Consider the following 14,619-nt stretch of genomic DNA (forward strand, 5'->3'; position numbering starts at 1 on the left):
GGGGTGGACGGCCTCCTTGTGGCATCAATGTGCCATGATGGAGGCTGATGCACCATCAGGAGGAGACCATCCGCATGAAAGCTAGCATAATTGGCCTGGATATTGCCAAATCCGTTTTTCAGGCTCATGGCGCTGACGCAAGTGGAAAGTGCGTTTTCAAACGCAAGCTTGGGCGGAGTGAAGTGTCTGCATTTTTTGCAGAACTTGAACGCTGCGAAGTTGTCCTGGAAGCCTGCGGGTCTGCTCATTACTGGGCTCGGGTGATCAGCAGCGCGGGTCATGATGTCAAACTCGTCTCCCCCGATCGGTCCGACCTTTTGTGAAAAAAGGCAAAAAGAATGACGCTGTTGATGCGGCGGCGATCTGTGTGGCGGCAACTCACCCTGATACAATGTTTGTTCCGATCAAGACCGAAGAACAGCACCACCCCGTCCGGGTCGAGCAGGCCGGCTTTCGCAATTTCTTCCAGCTCCGCCCAACGTGCCGATCCATAGGTCTCGATCTTCCTGGCCTCACGGGCGCGATGGACGGACAGCGCCACGGCGGCGGCAAAGGCCAACACGCCGCCGGACCCTGCGATCCAGGCCCCGCGCGCGAAGACATTCGGTGCATAGGCATCGAAAACATACCACCACCAGAAGAACAGCGGTGGCGCATAGACCGGCCAACGATGAAACAGCACGAACCAGGGCCGCCCCAGTTCAGGCTGAAAGGCCAGTTCCCATGCCGTCCACTGGGTCACCGCCCACCAGGACAGGACAATCAGGGACAGGACCAGCGCGATCTGGCCCCAGAGAATTTTTGTGCCGGACATTTTCATTCCTCCTTGCGCAAGGACAGGTCGGGCGGCCATTTTCCGATCCGCAAGGACTTTTCCCGCGTCGTCGCATCCCGGCGAACGGCAGGGAAAAAATACTTGCCCGGTGCGGGCCGGGCCTTCGTCATGCTGGATGAAGATCGCGGGAGTCGAACGATACCGGACGGTTCTGGCGGGATGGAATCTTCGACCAACGATGACCCGAACCCGGATCGGACATAGATTTTCTGGCACTGCCTCCCAATATGTAGTAATGTTCCTACATTACAGTCGGGAGGCCGGACATGAGCATCACCACGCTTTCAAGCCGCGAGTTCAACCAGGACACCAGCCGGGCCAAGAAGGCGGCGGCCGAGGGCCCGGTGTTCATCACCGACAGGGGACGCACGGCCCATGTCCTGCTCAGCATTGAGGAATACCGCCGTCTGACGCACCACCCGCGCAAGATCGCGGACGCTTGGCGATGCCGGACGCGGCGGACATCGCATTCGATCCTCCTCGCGCCAATATCACGCTCCGCCCGGCCGATCTTTCCTGATGTTCCTGCTGGACACGAACGTCGTTTCAGAACTGAGAAAAATCCGCGCCGGGAAGGCCGACCCGAACGTGGCGCATTGGCCGATAGCGTGGAAGCGGACGATCTGTATCTCTCCGCCATCACCGTCATGGAACTGGAAACCAGCATCCTGCGCGTGGAGCGTCGCGACGGAGCCACCGGCACGATCCTGCGGACCTGGCTGGAACAGCATGTCCTTCCCGCGTTCGAAGGGCGTATTTTTCCCGTCGATACGTCCGTGGCCCTGCGCTGCGCCCGGCTCCATGTTCCCGATCCCCGTTCGGAACGCGATGCGCTCATCGCCGCGACCGCGCTGGTTCATGGCAAGACGGTCGTGACCCGCAACGTCGCGGATTTCCTGCCATGCGGGGTTCCCCTGCTCAACCCGTGGGAACCCCGCCCAGGCTAGCCGGCCTGACGCGCGGCCATGTAGCGGCCGGGCGCGGCGCCGAGCGTCTTGCGGAACATAGTCACGAAGCTGGGTACGCTCTCATAGCCGAGATCGGCGGCGACCTGCTGTATCGCAACGCCCTCCGCAAGCCGCCCGACGGCAAGCATGACCATGAGCTGCTGGCGCCAGCTTCCGAAGCTCATGCCAGTCTCCCGCACCGTCAGTCGCGCCAGGTTCCGCTCGCTCATGCCCGTCCGCTTCGCCCAGATGTCCAGCGTCGCACGGTCTCCCGGCGTCGCCATTATGAGATCGGCGATGCGACGTAGGCGGGCGTCGCACGGCATCGGCAGATGGAGAAGGTCACGACCGGGCGATCAATGTCGTCCGGCTCGATCCATTCGTTCTCTTTATGGGGATAGCTGAGGATCGGCATTGTCCGAATCCGATAACAATTTGTCCAACCTTCGTAATGACGCCATTCGTGGTTCTTCCTATCCTTCTTGCACGACCGAGGAAAGGAAATTCCATGAACACGCTCATCACACCGCGCGTCGCCGAGACTCTGAACGCGCTGCATCAGGAAGCCGAGACCGTTGACCGTGCGCAGGCAGTGCGCCAGCAATGCCATCCGACTGACCTCATCCAGCCCGTCGATCCTCCTCGGACATTCCCTTCTCCAGCATGTCACGGAAGGCGCGGAACTGGTCCAGCGGGTGCAAGGCCACGCGCTGGACGTTCTCGGCCAGAGAGTCATCCTCGGCAAGAATGGCCGATCCGGCCTCGCGGACCACGCACGGCACCGGAGCCGTCTTCGCCAGTTTTTTCTGCTTCACCAGCAGTTCAAGGGCACGGAAGCGTCGTCCGCCGGCGGGCACTTCATAGCTGCCGGTTTCGACACCAGCATCATCAAGCAAGGGACGGACATTCAGGCTCTGCAGCAGCCCGCGACGCTCGATGTCGCGGGCCATTTCCTCGATCGACAGGCCGGACTTTACCCGCCGCACATTGGACTGGGACAGCACCAGCCGGTTGAACGGGATGTCGCGGGACGAACTCAGGCTAATTTTGGGAATAGCGGTCGCCATGGCGAAAAACTCCATGACGGGCGGACAGGAGACTCTCCCCTACCTTCTCAACCCGTCACGAAAACCCGCGCAGCACTCTGACTCTGACTGCTACACTCACACCACACTATCCCCTATTTATCGGCTGAAAAATATCGGCTATGGAGGTAGGGCTGAATGTCCGCTTTCGGAACTTGCAAACGTAAGAGTGAATGACCCGGTTGTAGGCGTGAGCCAACGAGATCGTGAGCGTTCAGGACTCGCCGATCATATCAGCGTTCCTGTCTTTGGAATATCTCCGGCCATGCTAAAAACCGCTATTCTTGCCGCCGTAACAACTGTGATCGCACTCACCACACCAGCGTCGGCTGAGCAGTCTTCGTGGCGGGGATCTAGGGGCAACGAGTGGGTGACGGATCTTCCACTTGAAAACGGGCTGACTCAGCGCATCCTCTACCTCGCCCCGCCCCGACCGCGGGCGACATTGATCATGCTGCCAGGCGGCTCCGGCGAGATCGGTGTGCAACGTGACGGCGACCTTCGCCACGATGATAATTTCGTCGTGCGCACACGAGAGGATTGGGTCGCAAGGGGCTATGCCGTGCTGATCCCTGACACCATCGCCCAGGCAAATTTGAGGGGTGCACGCAGTTCCCCGGTCTATGGCAAGTTGGTCGAAGAGCTGGTCGCATATGCCCATAACCACGTCCAAGCGCCTGTGTTTCTGATCGGCACGAGTCAGGGAACCATCGCGGCGATGAATGGCGCCGCCCGAGCCCGGCCAGACTCGATCTCGGGCGTAGTGCTTACGGAATCCGTTTCCATACCGGGTCGGCTGAGTACCGAGACTGTGTTCGACGCCGACCGTCGGCCGTGCGGGTTCCTGCTTTGGTGGTGGCCAACCGCGATGACGCTTGCGATGTGGCTCCTCCCGAGATGGCGCCTCGCATCGTCGCTGCCATGACGCGCTCGCCAGACGCGCGCATGCTCACAGTCAGGGGAGGCTTCGAACGGTCAGCGAAAGCCTGCGGCTCGCTCTCACCACATGGCTTTTACGGCATCGAAAGTGAGGTCGTCGGCGCGATCGCGAGCTGGCTCAGTGAGCACGGCGGCTGATCGGGTTTGAATTAGTTGTGTCCGCTATCGAGATGTGGGTCGGAGCGGCCTATGTCTGGACTGAAGGCGAATTCAGACCATCTTGTTTCTATCTTTTATATCAGTCAATCAACGTTTAGCCGCTGATACGGAGATCCGGGCCATCAAGTCGGTGTGGAACCGTCGTGGAAGCAGTGCTGTATGACTTTGGTGAACGGCTCCGAGAGTGACGGAGACTATCTTCGCTTTGCATGAGAGCGTCGACACCCTGCTGCGCCACAACATGCAAATCATTTTTGGCCCCATGATCGATCTTGCTGGTGGCCATGCCGGCGTTCTTGTGAAAACGCGTGTTTGTGGCACCCGGGAGCAGGGCTGTGACACTGACGCCCGTATCGCGAAGCTCTTCTCGAAGGGATTCTGAAAACATAAAACCGAATGCCTTGGAAGGACCATAGACAGTTTCGTAAGGTGTCGGTGTGGTTGCCGAGAGGGAGGACACAATCATGATCCGGCCCGCCTTGTTGGGCACCATGTGCTGCACTACGCGCTTAGCCAGATGCACCGTTCCGGAGATATTGATGGCAATAACCCGGAAATCATCTTCGAGCCTGTTATCAACAAAGGCCCCGCCCAGACCGATGCCAACATTGAGAACGGCAATATCGACGTTTCGTCCAAGATCTTTCGTAAACTGCCAGAACCCTTCGACGCCGTCATAAGTCGCGGCATCTGCCTGAAATGCATAGACTGCTACACCGATCTTTTCGAGTTCTGTTTTGGCGTCGTGGATCTTATCACTGGCCCCTGAAATGGCGAGGTCATAACCCATGCCGCCGAGGATACGTGCAATCTCGAAACCAATACCCGAAGACGATCCGCTGATCATGGCAAGTTTGCTCATCTGTCTTCACTCTTCCACAAGTTTTATAAAACGGGACAACACACAGATGGTCATGTCTGTCGCCACTTGTTTGTGGAGTTAAGCGCGAAATCAGTGAAAATCTATGCCTTAGGCGGAGAGCTAAAATCAACGAAGTGATCGTTTTTATTCACCTGTTACGTTCTGATCAGGTTTTTGCCCCTGTATCAGGCGAATAAGAGCCCGTAATGCTTCAGGAAGCTGTCGCCGGCTGGGATAATAAATAAAGAGTGGCGGGCCCATGGAGGCCCATTCGGGCAGAACCTTGACGAGTGACCCGCTTGCGATCTGCACTGCTGCCCGGCGTTCAAGGTTGTAACTGATCCCCCCATCGCGTTCGGCGATCTCGATAGACAGAACGGTTTCGTTGACAATCACTGACCAGTCCGTGTCCAAAAAGACTTTCTCCTCGCCGCGTTCCAGCTCCCAGTGGTAGATTTTTCCGCTTCCCATCCGGATCCCGATACAGCGATGCTGGTGTAGGTCAGCCGGGCCTCGAAGCGGTGGGGCTGAAGCAAGATAGGCAGGCGATGCGACTGTCACCCATCGTAGATCGGGACAGAGCGGGACCGCGATCATGTCTTCCGGTATTGTGCCACCATAGCGAACACCCGCGTCAAAACCCTGTTCGATGATGTCCACCACGGCGTCCTCCACCGCGACTTCCAGACGGACTTCGGGATAAAGGGCCGCATAACGCGCAATGACCGGGGCCAGAACAAGCCGGGCGGCGTCAGTTGGTACGTTCAGACGTAGCTGTCCAGCAGGTCGGTCCCGAAAGCGATTGAGCGCTTCAAGCCCATTGGTGATTTCCGAGAGGCCTGACGTGACATGCGAGAGCAATTCCCGTCCAGCTGGTGTTAGCGTGACACTGCGATTGGTCCGGTTGAAGAGACGTACACCCAGACGCTTTTCCAGTCCGCGGATAGCGTGGCTCAAGGCCGATGGAGAAAGATCCAGTTCTGCTGCAGTTTTGCGAAAGCCACCTGTTTTGGCGATGGCGCAGAACAGGTTGATATCTCCCAGATCTCCACGTGAAAGATGCATGATGCGTTTCGCTCGTTCGTTCATATCTGTTGAGTATAAACATACACCATGTGCCGTTTGACTCAATTACAGGCCTTATGAGGTTGCGCTAGGATCCTTGGATCAATCGTCTTTCCTGGCCACCCAGACAGAAGGAGCAACGTGAATGTCGGAAAGAATTCGGAAAATCGTCGCCAAGGATCGTGTTGCAGTCATCACCGGTGCAGCAAAAGGCATTGGTGCTGCTCTTGCCCGAGAATTCGCTGCCCAAGGGATGCGCTTGGCACTTCTTGATCAGGACGGAGACGCGCTGGAGGCGCTAGCGTCCACGCTTCCCGTTGAAGTACTGACTGTCATGGGTGACGTGGCCGATGATACAGTGCTTCTGCGCCTGCGTGATGAAACGCTAACCCGCTTTGGGGACGTCGGATTACTGGTTAATAATGTTGGTGTGCTAAGCAAAGCCGGTCCATGGGATTCACCCGATGAATGGGACCGGACTCTCAACGTCAATTTTCGCGCCGTCCTCAGTGCACAACATTTATTCATGCCGCATATGATCGCCGCAAATCGTCCATCGGCTGTGGTGAATCTTGCTCCAAGGAAGGGATCACTACGCCGCCTGGCCACGCGGCCTATTCTGTCGCCAAGACGGCAGTGAAGGTGCTCACCGAGCAGTTGGCACATGAACTTCTGGTCTCCACAGGAGGGACAGTGTCGGCCCATCTTCTGGTGCTAGGTTATACATGGACCCCCATGAATTTCCACGGCAAGGACGGGCCTCATGACCGTAAACCGGAGGCAGCATGGACAGCGGAACAGGTGTAGATTATTTTCTGCAGCGGCTATTCAGTGAGGACTTCTACATCTTGTGTCCGGACAACGAAGTCATATCCGAAATGGATATGCGCCGCATCCAGTGGTCGGCCGACGACATGATTCACAACCGTCCCGCACTCTCACGCTGGAACCCGGCTTGGACGCAAAAATTTACGCAATGGATGAGGGAAGCGTGAGCTTTCGGATGATCAGTTCCGGGCATCGCGAACTCTGGTCGCCGTCTGCTTCGCGTAATCCTTTTCCTGACGATCATCTCAACAATGAAGGCAGTATCTGGCAGTCGCATCATATATCGCTGAGTGGACAAGACATTTCGGGGCAAGAAAAATATTCATAATGAATGACGTAAAATGCCAACATAATGGAGGTTCTAGAGGAAGGACCAGCTCATATTTTGGTCACTTGTCATGACTCTGCCAGCAGATGTCATTGGGAAATGTGATGTGAATACTGTCGCATCGTATTCGACAGCGTAATTCAAAGCCCATTTGCGTGATATAATGGCTGTCTGAGGGTCTGCATCAAAGACAGCACTCCACTCCGGAACACACACCTGAATAGGATGATGCATAACATCGCCCGTGAAGAGGGCGTGCTCGACGCCTGACCTCAGCACAACAGATGCATGATATGGTGTATGCCCGGGTGTGGGATGAAAGGAAATTCCTTCGAGAACATCCGATCCGTCCACGTCAATCTGATCTGCAAGACCCGCCGAGATAATCGGATCAACGCTATCAATGCGTGTCATGAAACTGGTTTTATTGCGGACGCTATCATGAGCCGGATTGCTGAAAAAATCATATTCGGCTCTAGAAAAGACATATCGGGCATTCGGGAAGGTCGGAACCCAGGCCCCATTTTGTAGGCGTGTATTCCACCCGACATGATCGACATGCAGATGGGTAAGAAGAACAAAATCGATGTTTTCTGGATGGATACCAGCGCGCGTCAGATTTTCAAGCCACACGGTCTGTAAATGATCGAAATACAGGGCAGCAGGACGGGCTTTGTTATTTCCAGCTCCCGTATCAATAAGAATTTTCCGACCGCGATCCTCAATAAGCCAGCTATGAACGCTCAAAAGGACTTTCGTTTCTGAACTATCCAGCGTTTCAGGCAGTCGGGGATAAATCTGAAGAGCCGTTGCTTCGTCCCAATCTGGAAGCAACTGTTCTGGAGAGAGTGCAGCCAGCATCAGATCCTGTATTTTTAGAATACGGGCATCCCCCACAGTATACCACTGAAGATCGTTCAGAAGCATAAGGCCCTCTCTCGTTTTTATTCCTTAAAAAAATACAGAACTGTCGCCATCAAGGAAAAATAGACTTCAATTCTTGCGGGAGAGCCCCTGTCCCATGATCTGAAAGGCAACCGAAAAGAGGATCCCATTCTTCAATGCGCAGATCGTAAATCAAACCTTCTAATGCAAAAGGATCACCGGCAATCATCGCGTCAATCTCCTGCCGATTGGCACCTTTCATAATCAGAAAGCCGGAGCGCAATGGGGTGCCTTTCAACGGACCGGAGGCCAGCAGTCTGCCTTCCTGAATAAGGCGCCTGAGATACAACACGTGTGCTGCAACATGCTGCCCCCATCCCTCGCCATCAGGGTGATCCATGCGAACAAGATAAACAGGCATTTCGAAAGTCTCCACCAGAACCGGACTTGCCAATCACTCGAAGCCTTCAGCATATTCCTCTTTTTCGCTGGATAAATTGTCGATACGAGACATCAGTCACAACTGGGGATGATGAATGCTTGACCGGTTAACCAGCATGAAGATTTTTATCAAGGTCGTGGAATTGGGGTCCTTTGCTGCGGCCTCCCAGAATCTGACTTTGTCGCCGCAGATGGTAGCCAAGCATATAGAGGCTCTGGAACGCCACCTTGGTGCACGTCTGTTGCATCGGACTACCCGCCGACAAAGTCTGACCGAAACAGGCCGGCTCTATTGCGAGCAGTGTCGCCTTGTCCTGAAAGCAGTTGAACGAGCGGACAGTCTGGCAGCCAATACGCTTGGCACACCGCGTGGCACATTATCTGTCAGTGTTCCCGTCACCTTTGGGCGAACAGTATTGCTGCCATTTGTTCACAACTTTCAGAAAAAATATCCAGAAATTCAAGTTCATTTGTCCCTGACAGACCAACTGGTTCACCCCACAATGGATGGTCATGAGGCTGTGATCCGAATTGGTGAACTGGAGGCGGACCTTACAGCGGTCAGTCGTCCTCTGACGGCCTATCGTCGGGTCATCTGCGCGGCTCGCACCTATCTGGAAAAACACGGTTTTCCAGGGCAGCCCGATGACTGATGCGCCACGAATGTCTCGTGTATGAAAATTCCGGCGGCGCTGTAACGACCTGGCACTTTTCTCAAGGGAGCGTTACCCGGCCTGTAACCGTCTCCGGGAGGATAATCAGTAATGATTCAAGTGTTCTGCATTCTGCAGCACTTGCTGGCGATGGTATTCTGCTGGGTTATGAGCAGGCCCTGCTTCCTGATATTAAAAGCAAACGGCTTGTCCGGCTTATGCCGAGGTGGACAGTTCCGGACAGGCCCATGCACCTGCTTTATAACGCAGGTCCGGTTATGACCCCAAAGTTGCGGGTCTTTGTGACCGAGCTTCAACAGGCTTTCCAAGCTTAAGCCTCTTTACGGCGTTCTCGGCAGATAACGAGAACTATTGCCAACTATCCGCTTTCCAGATGATCAAACATATTCTCTTATGACTGATGTGAGGCGTATCCTACCTGTCTGCTCTGGAGAGGATTGTGGTCTGTTGGCTTTTCAGAGACCGATCAGAAAAACCAGACATCTAAAAAGATGAGTTTCTCGAAGGGTTTTCACCCTATTCTGATCCTCGCCGTAACTTTCGACTAACTCACTTCGGAAACGACCATTCGTCATCTGCTAGTAAAGGTCAAAAAGCCTAGGGACGCCATCCCATGGAAAATATAGGTTCTGACCGCTCCAGTAGCTTACTTTGCCGTTATGGACGGATCTCTTCGCACGAAATACGGTATCGGCCTTTAGACGCTCAAGGCATGCTGGGCCAATCTCGGGCACCTCATACCCCCTTTGGCCGTAGCCGTCATCAGATATCGTCCGTGAAGGAATGATCATTAGTAGTGCCGCGTGCTTCGTTTCTTTCAGGACGATTGCGAACTGGTTCATGATAACTGAGTAGCCAATTGACGCATGGACGATGCGTGGGTCTCTATAGGCGAGGTTTTGGAGTAACAAAGAGACTGCTTGAGGCGTAACCAGCTTCGATTTGTCGCGGATGATCCCTTCGCTCGCATCGCGACACCAATCGCGAACATCGGCTGAGGTCGCAAGCGTCATAGGGATGCGGGTGCGGCCAGCAAACCTTCGCGCCGAGGGAAGGTAGCTGGAGGTAGTGACAAAAATACTCTTCTGAGCCGCTTCGACATCGGCAACACCATGGAGCGCTGCGACCGCAGACATATTGATCTTATTTTTGGGCGCATAGCGCTTGGCTTGGACCAATGTCAGTATGTCGCCCAATGGATCCCGCTGCAGTAGGCGGACGTCGACGCCGCCATCGTTCGAGCCGGGGCCCAGTTCGCATGTAAACCCTTGAGACTGGAAAATTCGGAAAAGCAGCGTCTCGAATTCCCGCCAGCTCAGACGGTGAAGGTCCTCCGGGCGTTTCGCGAAGTGTAAATACAGATCCTCATAGACGTCCGCGATGTCCTGTTGGATCAGTCCGCACACCCACTGCCAGTTCTCTCGATTGAGGAACGGCTGGAACAACCGGCTATTGTCCTCGGGATATATGTGAGCGCTGAAGCTATCAATCCTCTCATGCCAGAACCCCTGATGTTCAAGCAGTTCGCAGAACTCCATGTCGAGACCATGAAAGTCACCATCGAGCGCGTGTCCGAGGTCCCCATCGAAGTGTAGGATCGTGACGACGGGGGTCTCCTCGGGTTCTCCTTGGACCCGATAAGCGTAGGACTGGAAGCCACAGTCGAACCACAATTCGTGACGTGTCGCCCACTCCTGTATCGAGCGCTGCAGGTTGGTGACCACACCGTCAAGTTCGGCATCGGATGGTGTCTGCGAGGCGGGTCTGGGATCCTGTCCTCCGTCAGACATAGTCTCATTCCGTTCCCCTAATTTACCGGGTAGCTCTGTCTTTGCTGTGCGCCGATCGACAGTCATTTGCTTTCCCCTAGCGTCCTCATGAGGCGGCAGGCAAGCATCTGGCTACCCCATCGCGTGGCAAATGTCTCGGAAATCTCGAACCAACTCCGGTCGTTGCCGGATCCGTGGTTGCGCCCCATGCAGGAGCATTGACACTCGTGTCCAACAGCGTTGAGACAGGCTGGGGAACACTTCTCCTGCTCGCGGCAAGGCTGGACTACGTAGACTACACCGAAGGTCGTGAGGGCTCGTTCCACGAAGTCATTGAACCAGGACTTGGGTATCTCCCAGTAACGCTCGTCAGCAATCCAGACGGGCGAGGTACGTCGGTTGTTCCGGAACGCGTGTTCGGCGAATGGTGGAAGAATGACGCGGAACTGACCATCGCCCGAGATTACTTCCGGGTGGAGGACACCAGCGGAGAACGCTTCTGGCTTTACCGTGCTGGTGACGGTGAGCATGGCGAGACCGGCTCGCAGGGCTGGTTTCTGCACGGGATTTTCGGATGAGCCCCTTGGCACCACGTTATGCCGAATTGCAGGTGACGACCTATCCCGCATGGTTGGAGCAACACATCCGGTTCCTCCGCTTCCCGCGTGACCTGCGCTGCCGCAAACAGGGGCAGCGGTTCATCGCGCAGAGCTTTGATCGCCCATAGCGCCTCGCGCCGTACCAGTCCGAGCGAAGGGCGGAACGCGTCCGCCTCGGCCAGATGGGTGAGAGCTGCCGCTTTGACACCCGCCCGACGCCACAGATCATCGATCGACGTAAACGGGCGTGAGGCCCGTGCGGCAACAATGCGGGCGGCATCGTCGTTGGCCAGCCCTTTCACCAGACTCATGCCCAGCCGCACGGCGAACATCCCATCCGGCCTTTCCGGTCCTTCCAGTGTGCTGTCCCAGCGTGATGCGTTCACACAAACTGGCCGGATTTCCACGCCATGTTCCCGCGCATCGCGGACCAGTTGTGCCGGGGCATAGAACCCCATCGGCTGGGAATTCAGGAGTGATGCCAGAAACACGTCCGGATGGGTGCATTTCATCCACGATGACGAATAGGCCAGAATGGCGAAACTGGCCGCGTGGCTCTCGGGAAATCCGTAGGAGCCAAAACCTTCGAGCTGCTGATAAATCCGTTCTGCAAATTCTTCCGGATAGCCGTTGGCACGCATACCGTCAATCAGACGTCTTTGAAACTGCGAGACGGTGCCGGTATTTTGAAGGTCGCCATGGCCCGGCGCAACTGATCGGCCTCGGCGGCGGTAGACCCCGCACAGATCATGGCGACCTGCATCGCCTGTTCCTGAAACAGCGGGATGCCTAGCGTTTTACTTAGAACCGCTTCCAGTTCTGGTGTCGGATAATCTTCGCGCTCAAGGCCCTCGCGGCGACGCAGATACGGATGCACCATGTCCCCCTGTATGGGGCCGGGCCTTACGATCGCTACTTCAATGACGAGGTCATAAAAGACGCGCGGTTTGAGCCGTGGCAGCATGGACATCTGCGCCCGGCTCTCGATCTGGAACACACCGATGGTGTCGGCCTTGCGGATCATGGCGTAGGTGCGCGGATCCTCGGCCGGAATGCTCTGAAGCGTGAAGTGCTGGCCCTTGTGGTCCGCCAGCAGGTCGAGCCCTTTTTTCATGCAGGTTAGCATGCCAAGAGCCAGAATATCGACCTTCATGAATTTCAGGACGTCGATATCATCCTTGTCCCACTCGATGATCTGGCGGGCCTCCATGGAGGCCGGTTCAATGGACACCAGTTCATCCAGACGGTCATGCGTCAACACAAAACCACCGGGATGCTGTGACAGGTGGCGGGGCATGCCAATCAGGCAGCGGGCCAGATCAAGGGTCAGACGGATGCGCCGGTCGGACAGATCAATACCGCTGTCAGTCAGGGCATCATCGTCCAGCTTGCGGCCCCAGCCGTGGATCTGGCCCGAGAGTGTGCGGATCAGATCTTCCGGCAATCCCATCACCTTGCCGACATCCCGCAAGGCCCCCTTGGCGCGATAGCGGATCACCACGGCCGTCAGGGCTGCCCGGTCACGCCCGTAATGCTCATAGACCCACTGGATGACCTGCTCACGGCGTGCGTGTTCAAAATCCACATCGATATCCGGCGGTTCGCCCCGTTCCTCGGAGACAAAGCGTTCGAACAGCAACGAGTTGCGGGCCGGATCAATGGCCGTGATGCCGAGCACATAGCAGACAGCGGAATTAGCGGCTGATCCACGACCCTGACAAAGAATGTCCTGGGAACGGGCATAGCGGACGATACTGTTCACCGTCAGGAAATAGGGTGCGTAGTTCATCCGCCCGATCAGGTCGAGTTCATGGTTCAGGCTTTTGCGAACCTCGTCCGGAATCCCCTCGGGGTAGGTGCGTACTGCGGCCTCCCATGTCAGCGCCTCCAGCGCCTGCTGGGGCGTCTGGCTGGGCACGGAGACTTCATCGGGATACTGGTAGGCCAGATCATCGAGCGAGAAACGGCAGCGCTCCACGATATCCATGGTGCGGGCAACCGCTTCGGGGTAACGCACGAACAGTCGACCCATCTCCTGTGGTGGTTTGAGATAGCGGTCGGCATGACGTTCGCGGACAAAGCCTGCCTCATCAATGGTCGTGTTGTGCCGGATGCAGGTCACGACATCCTGCAGGATGCGCCGGTCATGGGTGTGGAACAGCACGTCATTGGTTACAACGGTTGGCACCCGTGCCTGATGCGCCAGGTTCGCCAGTTCATGAAGCCGCATCTGGTCATTGGGACGGCGCAGCAGGGTGAGCGCCATATAGGCCCGATCGGCAAAGGCGTCTTTCAGCTTGCGCAGATGCAGGGCGCAGGCGTCATCCGCAGTGTCGGGGATCAGGACGACGATCTGGCCTTCACCCCAGGCGACGAGATCCTCCCAGAGAAGGTGACATTTGCCTTTTCCGGCTCGCGCTTTGCCGAGGCTGAGCAGGCGACAGAGACGGCCATAGGCGGCCCGGTCCATCGGGTAGACCAGCACGGGCGGGAAATCGGCCAGATCGAGACGGCAGCCCACGACAAGTCGGAGCCCGACCTCTTTTGCCGCGACATGGGCCTGCACCATCCCAGCTAGGGAATTGCGGTCACAGATGCCCAGTGCCTCAATGCCAAGAGCCTTTGCCTGCGCAAACAGTTCGATCGGAGAAGACGCCCCGCGCAGGAACGAGAAATGGGGCAGAGGTGGTGCGGGATTACAACCGGCTTGGCTTGAGCCTGCGGGATCATCCCCTAACTTTTCTGCGAAAGGATTTACAAGAACAGGGCATCCTACCCTGCCGACAGGCCCTGAACGCCAAGGACGGGAAGCGTCTCACCGTAGCGGGACTGGTGCTGGTCCGGCATCGACCAGGATCGGCGGAAGGCGTAGTATTCCTAACGCTGGAGGATGAGACGGCCAACATGAACGTCATCATCTGGCCGGATCTATTCGATGCGAACCGACGGATAGTATTGGGCGGACAGATGCTGGCCGTAAAAGGCATGCTGCAGAAGGAGGGCGAGGTCGTGCATCTGGTGGCGCAGGAGATCAGGGACCTATCGGAATTGCTGGCGGATGTCGGGAACCGATCCTCCGCAGACACCACAGCCGACATAGACTCTGGCAGTGAACGCCTAGTCGTCAGATCGCGCAATTTCCACTGAGCAACGAAGCCGCAAACCGGAGTCACGTCGTCGCGATAATGACCCGTTTGAGCGCC

At 56.5% G+C, this 14,619-nt stretch carries 14 protein-coding genes and 5 pseudogenes; 9 read left to right on the forward strand and 10 right to left on the reverse strand.

The window, feature by feature from the left end; translation table 11 throughout:
• Positions 1-74: 74 nt before the first annotated feature.
• Positions 75-421 (forward strand): annotated as a pseudogene (locus JCM25146_RS25275) (IS110 family transposase); the annotation flags it as partial.
• Here the strand turns inward: JCM25146_RS25275 and JCM25146_RS14140 are convergent.
• Positions 419-820: pseudogene (locus JCM25146_RS14140) on the reverse strand (conjugal transfer protein TraG); the annotation flags it as partial. The pseudogenes JCM25146_RS25275 and JCM25146_RS14140 overlap by 3 nt on opposite strands.
• A gap of 281 nt (positions 821-1,101) precedes the next feature.
• On the opposite strand from JCM25146_RS14140, the gene JCM25146_RS25280 reads away from it, so the two are divergent.
• A complete protein-coding gene (locus JCM25146_RS25280) occupies positions 1,102-1,782 on the forward strand; it encodes a type II toxin-antitoxin system prevent-host-death family antitoxin (protein ID WP_456303748.1) in 681 nt (226 codons plus the stop codon).
• Here the strand turns inward: JCM25146_RS25280 and JCM25146_RS19745 are convergent.
• From JCM25146_RS19745 to JCM25146_RS14160, 3 genes and pseudogenes are all read right to left on the reverse strand, one after another.
• Positions 1,779-2,108, reverse strand: a complete 330-nt coding sequence (locus JCM25146_RS19745) for a helix-turn-helix domain-containing protein (protein WP_081774886.1) — start codon at positions 2,106-2,108, stop codon at positions 1,779-1,781. The genes JCM25146_RS25280 and JCM25146_RS19745 overlap by 4 nt on opposite strands.
• Positions 2,066-2,392, reverse strand: a complete 327-nt coding sequence (locus JCM25146_RS22605; protein WP_159102007.1) for a hypothetical protein — start codon at positions 2,390-2,392, stop codon at positions 2,066-2,068. The genes JCM25146_RS19745 and JCM25146_RS22605 overlap by 43 nt, the downstream gene beginning before the upstream one ends.
• Before the next feature lie 25 nt (positions 2,393-2,417).
• Positions 2,418-2,849, reverse strand: a pseudogene (locus JCM25146_RS14160) (ParB/Srx family N-terminal domain-containing protein); the annotation flags it as partial.
• Here JCM25146_RS14160 and JCM25146_RS24240 point away from each other — a divergent pair.
• Complete coding sequence (locus JCM25146_RS24240) at positions 2,848-3,792, forward strand: alpha/beta hydrolase (RefSeq protein ID WP_242401165.1); 945 nt, start codon at positions 2,848-2,850, stop codon at positions 3,790-3,792. The pseudogene JCM25146_RS14160 and the gene JCM25146_RS24240 overlap by 2 nt on opposite strands.
• Before the next feature lie 267 nt (positions 3,793-4,059).
• Here JCM25146_RS24240 and JCM25146_RS19755 read toward each other — a convergent pair whose 3' ends face one another.
• Together JCM25146_RS19755 and JCM25146_RS14175 are read right to left on the reverse strand one after the other, a co-directional pair.
• Positions 4,060-4,827: an SDR family NAD(P)-dependent oxidoreductase gene (locus JCM25146_RS19755; RefSeq protein WP_025828832.1), complete on the reverse strand. Its 768-nt coding sequence runs from the start codon at positions 4,825-4,827 to the stop codon at positions 4,060-4,062.
• 144 nt (positions 4,828-4,971) lie between these two features.
• Positions 4,972-5,892 (reverse strand): LysR family transcriptional regulator, encoded by a 921-nt coding sequence (locus JCM25146_RS14175; RefSeq protein ID WP_035372734.1) that lies wholly within the window; start codon positions 5,890-5,892, stop codon positions 4,972-4,974.
• Between the two features lie 145 nt (positions 5,893-6,037).
• Here JCM25146_RS14175 and JCM25146_RS24245 point away from each other — a divergent pair, with 145 nt between their 5' ends.
• Together JCM25146_RS24245 and JCM25146_RS24250 are read left to right on the forward strand one after the other, a co-directional pair.
• Positions 6,038-6,532 (forward strand): SDR family oxidoreductase, encoded by a 495-nt coding sequence (locus JCM25146_RS24245; protein WP_242401166.1) that lies wholly within the window; start codon positions 6,038-6,040, stop codon positions 6,530-6,532.
• A gap of 145 nt (positions 6,533-6,677) precedes the next feature.
• Positions 6,678-6,887 carry a hypothetical protein gene (locus tag JCM25146_RS24250; protein ID WP_242401167.1) on the forward strand — a complete coding sequence of 70 codons (210 nt, stop codon included), beginning with the start codon at positions 6,678-6,680 and terminating at the stop codon, positions 6,885-6,887.
• A gap of 194 nt (positions 6,888-7,081) precedes the next feature.
• On the opposite strand, the gene JCM25146_RS14185 is transcribed toward JCM25146_RS24250, so the two are convergent.
• On the reverse strand, positions 7,082-7,969 hold the full coding sequence (locus JCM25146_RS14185; protein WP_025828835.1) for an MBL fold metallo-hydrolase: 888 nt from the start codon (positions 7,967-7,969) through the stop codon (positions 7,082-7,084).
• Between the two features lie 55 nt (positions 7,970-8,024).
• Positions 8,025-8,354 carry a YciI family protein gene (locus JCM25146_RS14190; RefSeq protein ID WP_025828836.1) on the reverse strand — a complete coding sequence of 110 codons (330 nt, stop codon included), beginning with the start codon at positions 8,352-8,354 and terminating at the stop codon, positions 8,025-8,027.
• 115 nt (positions 8,355-8,469) lie between these two features.
• Between JCM25146_RS14190 and JCM25146_RS24665 the strand changes: the two genes are divergently transcribed.
• Entirely contained in the window at positions 8,470-9,027 is a 558-nt protein-coding gene (locus JCM25146_RS24665; protein ID WP_277909614.1) for a LysR family transcriptional regulator, read from the forward strand.
• On the forward strand, positions 9,027-9,362 hold the full coding sequence (locus JCM25146_RS24670) for a LysR substrate-binding domain-containing protein (protein WP_277909615.1): 336 nt from the start codon (positions 9,027-9,029) through the stop codon (positions 9,360-9,362). Before JCM25146_RS24665 ends, JCM25146_RS24670 begins: the two co-directional genes overlap by 1 nt.
• 264 nt (positions 9,363-9,626) lie before the next feature.
• Here JCM25146_RS24670 and JCM25146_RS14200 read toward each other — a convergent pair whose 3' ends face one another.
• The gene (locus JCM25146_RS14200) at positions 9,627-10,838 is read right to left on the reverse strand and encodes a restriction endonuclease (RefSeq protein ID WP_051544278.1); all 1,212 of its coding nucleotides are present in this window, start codon (positions 10,836-10,838) and stop codon (positions 9,627-9,629) included.
• Positions 10,839-11,221: 383 nt separating this feature from the next.
• On the opposite strand from JCM25146_RS14200, the pseudogene JCM25146_RS21695 reads away from it, so the two are divergent.
• Positions 11,222-11,395 (forward strand): annotated as a pseudogene (locus JCM25146_RS21695) (DNA polymerase Y family protein); the annotation flags it as partial.
• 50 nt (positions 11,396-11,445) lie between these two features.
• Here JCM25146_RS21695 and JCM25146_RS19775 read toward each other — a convergent pair.
• A pseudogene (locus JCM25146_RS19775) lies at positions 11,446-14,099 on the reverse strand (error-prone DNA polymerase); the annotation flags it as partial.
• Between the two features lie 5 nt (positions 14,100-14,104).
• Here JCM25146_RS19775 and JCM25146_RS14215 point away from each other — a divergent pair.
• A complete protein-coding gene (locus JCM25146_RS14215) occupies positions 14,105-14,563 on the forward strand; it encodes an OB-fold nucleic acid binding domain-containing protein (protein WP_408734924.1) in 459 nt (152 codons plus the stop codon).
• Positions 14,564-14,619 lie beyond the last annotated feature (56 nt).

It is taken from the genome of Acetobacter okinawensis JCM 25146, from assembly GCF_000613865.1.
Taxonomy (GTDB): Bacteria; Pseudomonadota; Alphaproteobacteria; order Acetobacterales; family Acetobacteraceae; genus Acetobacter; species Acetobacter okinawensis.

Coding starts and splice junctions, on each gene's coding strand:
- JCM25146_RS19745 (WP_081774886.1), bottom strand. CDS start 2,108: ATGCCGTGCGACGCCCGCCTACGTCGCATCGCCGATCTCATAATGGCG.
- JCM25146_RS25280 (WP_456303748.1), top strand. CDS start 1,102: ATGAGCATCACCACGCTTTCAAGCCGCGAGTTCAACCAGGACACCAGC.
- JCM25146_RS24240 (WP_242401165.1), top strand. CDS start 2,848: ATGGCGAAAAACTCCATGACGGGCGGACAGGAGACTCTCCCCTACCTT.
- JCM25146_RS14175 (WP_035372734.1), bottom strand. CDS start 5,892: ATGCATCTTTCACGTGGAGATCTGGGAGATATCAACCTGTTCTGCGCC.
- JCM25146_RS14190 (WP_025828836.1), bottom strand. CDS start 8,354: ATGCCTGTTTATCTTGTTCGCATGGATCACCCTGATGGCGAGGGATGG.
- JCM25146_RS24665 (WP_277909614.1), top strand. CDS start 8,470: ATGCTTGACCGGTTAACCAGCATGAAGATTTTTATCAAGGTCGTGGAA.
- JCM25146_RS22605 (WP_159102007.1), bottom strand. CDS start 2,392: ATGGCATTGCTGGCGCACTGCCTGCGCACGGTCAACGGTCTCGGCTTC.
- JCM25146_RS24245 (WP_242401166.1), top strand. CDS start 6,038: ATGTCGGAAAGAATTCGGAAAATCGTCGCCAAGGATCGTGTTGCAGTC.
- JCM25146_RS24250 (WP_242401167.1), top strand. CDS start 6,678: ATGGACAGCGGAACAGGTGTAGATTATTTTCTGCAGCGGCTATTCAGT.
- JCM25146_RS19755 (WP_025828832.1), bottom strand. CDS start 4,827: ATGAGCAAACTTGCCATGATCAGCGGATCGTCTTCGGGTATTGGTTTC.
- JCM25146_RS24670 (WP_277909615.1), top strand. CDS start 9,027: ATGCGCCACGAATGTCTCGTGTATGAAAATTCCGGCGGCGCTGTAACG.
- JCM25146_RS14200 (WP_051544278.1), bottom strand. CDS start 10,838: ATGTCTGACGGAGGACAGGATCCCAGACCCGCCTCGCAGACACCATCC.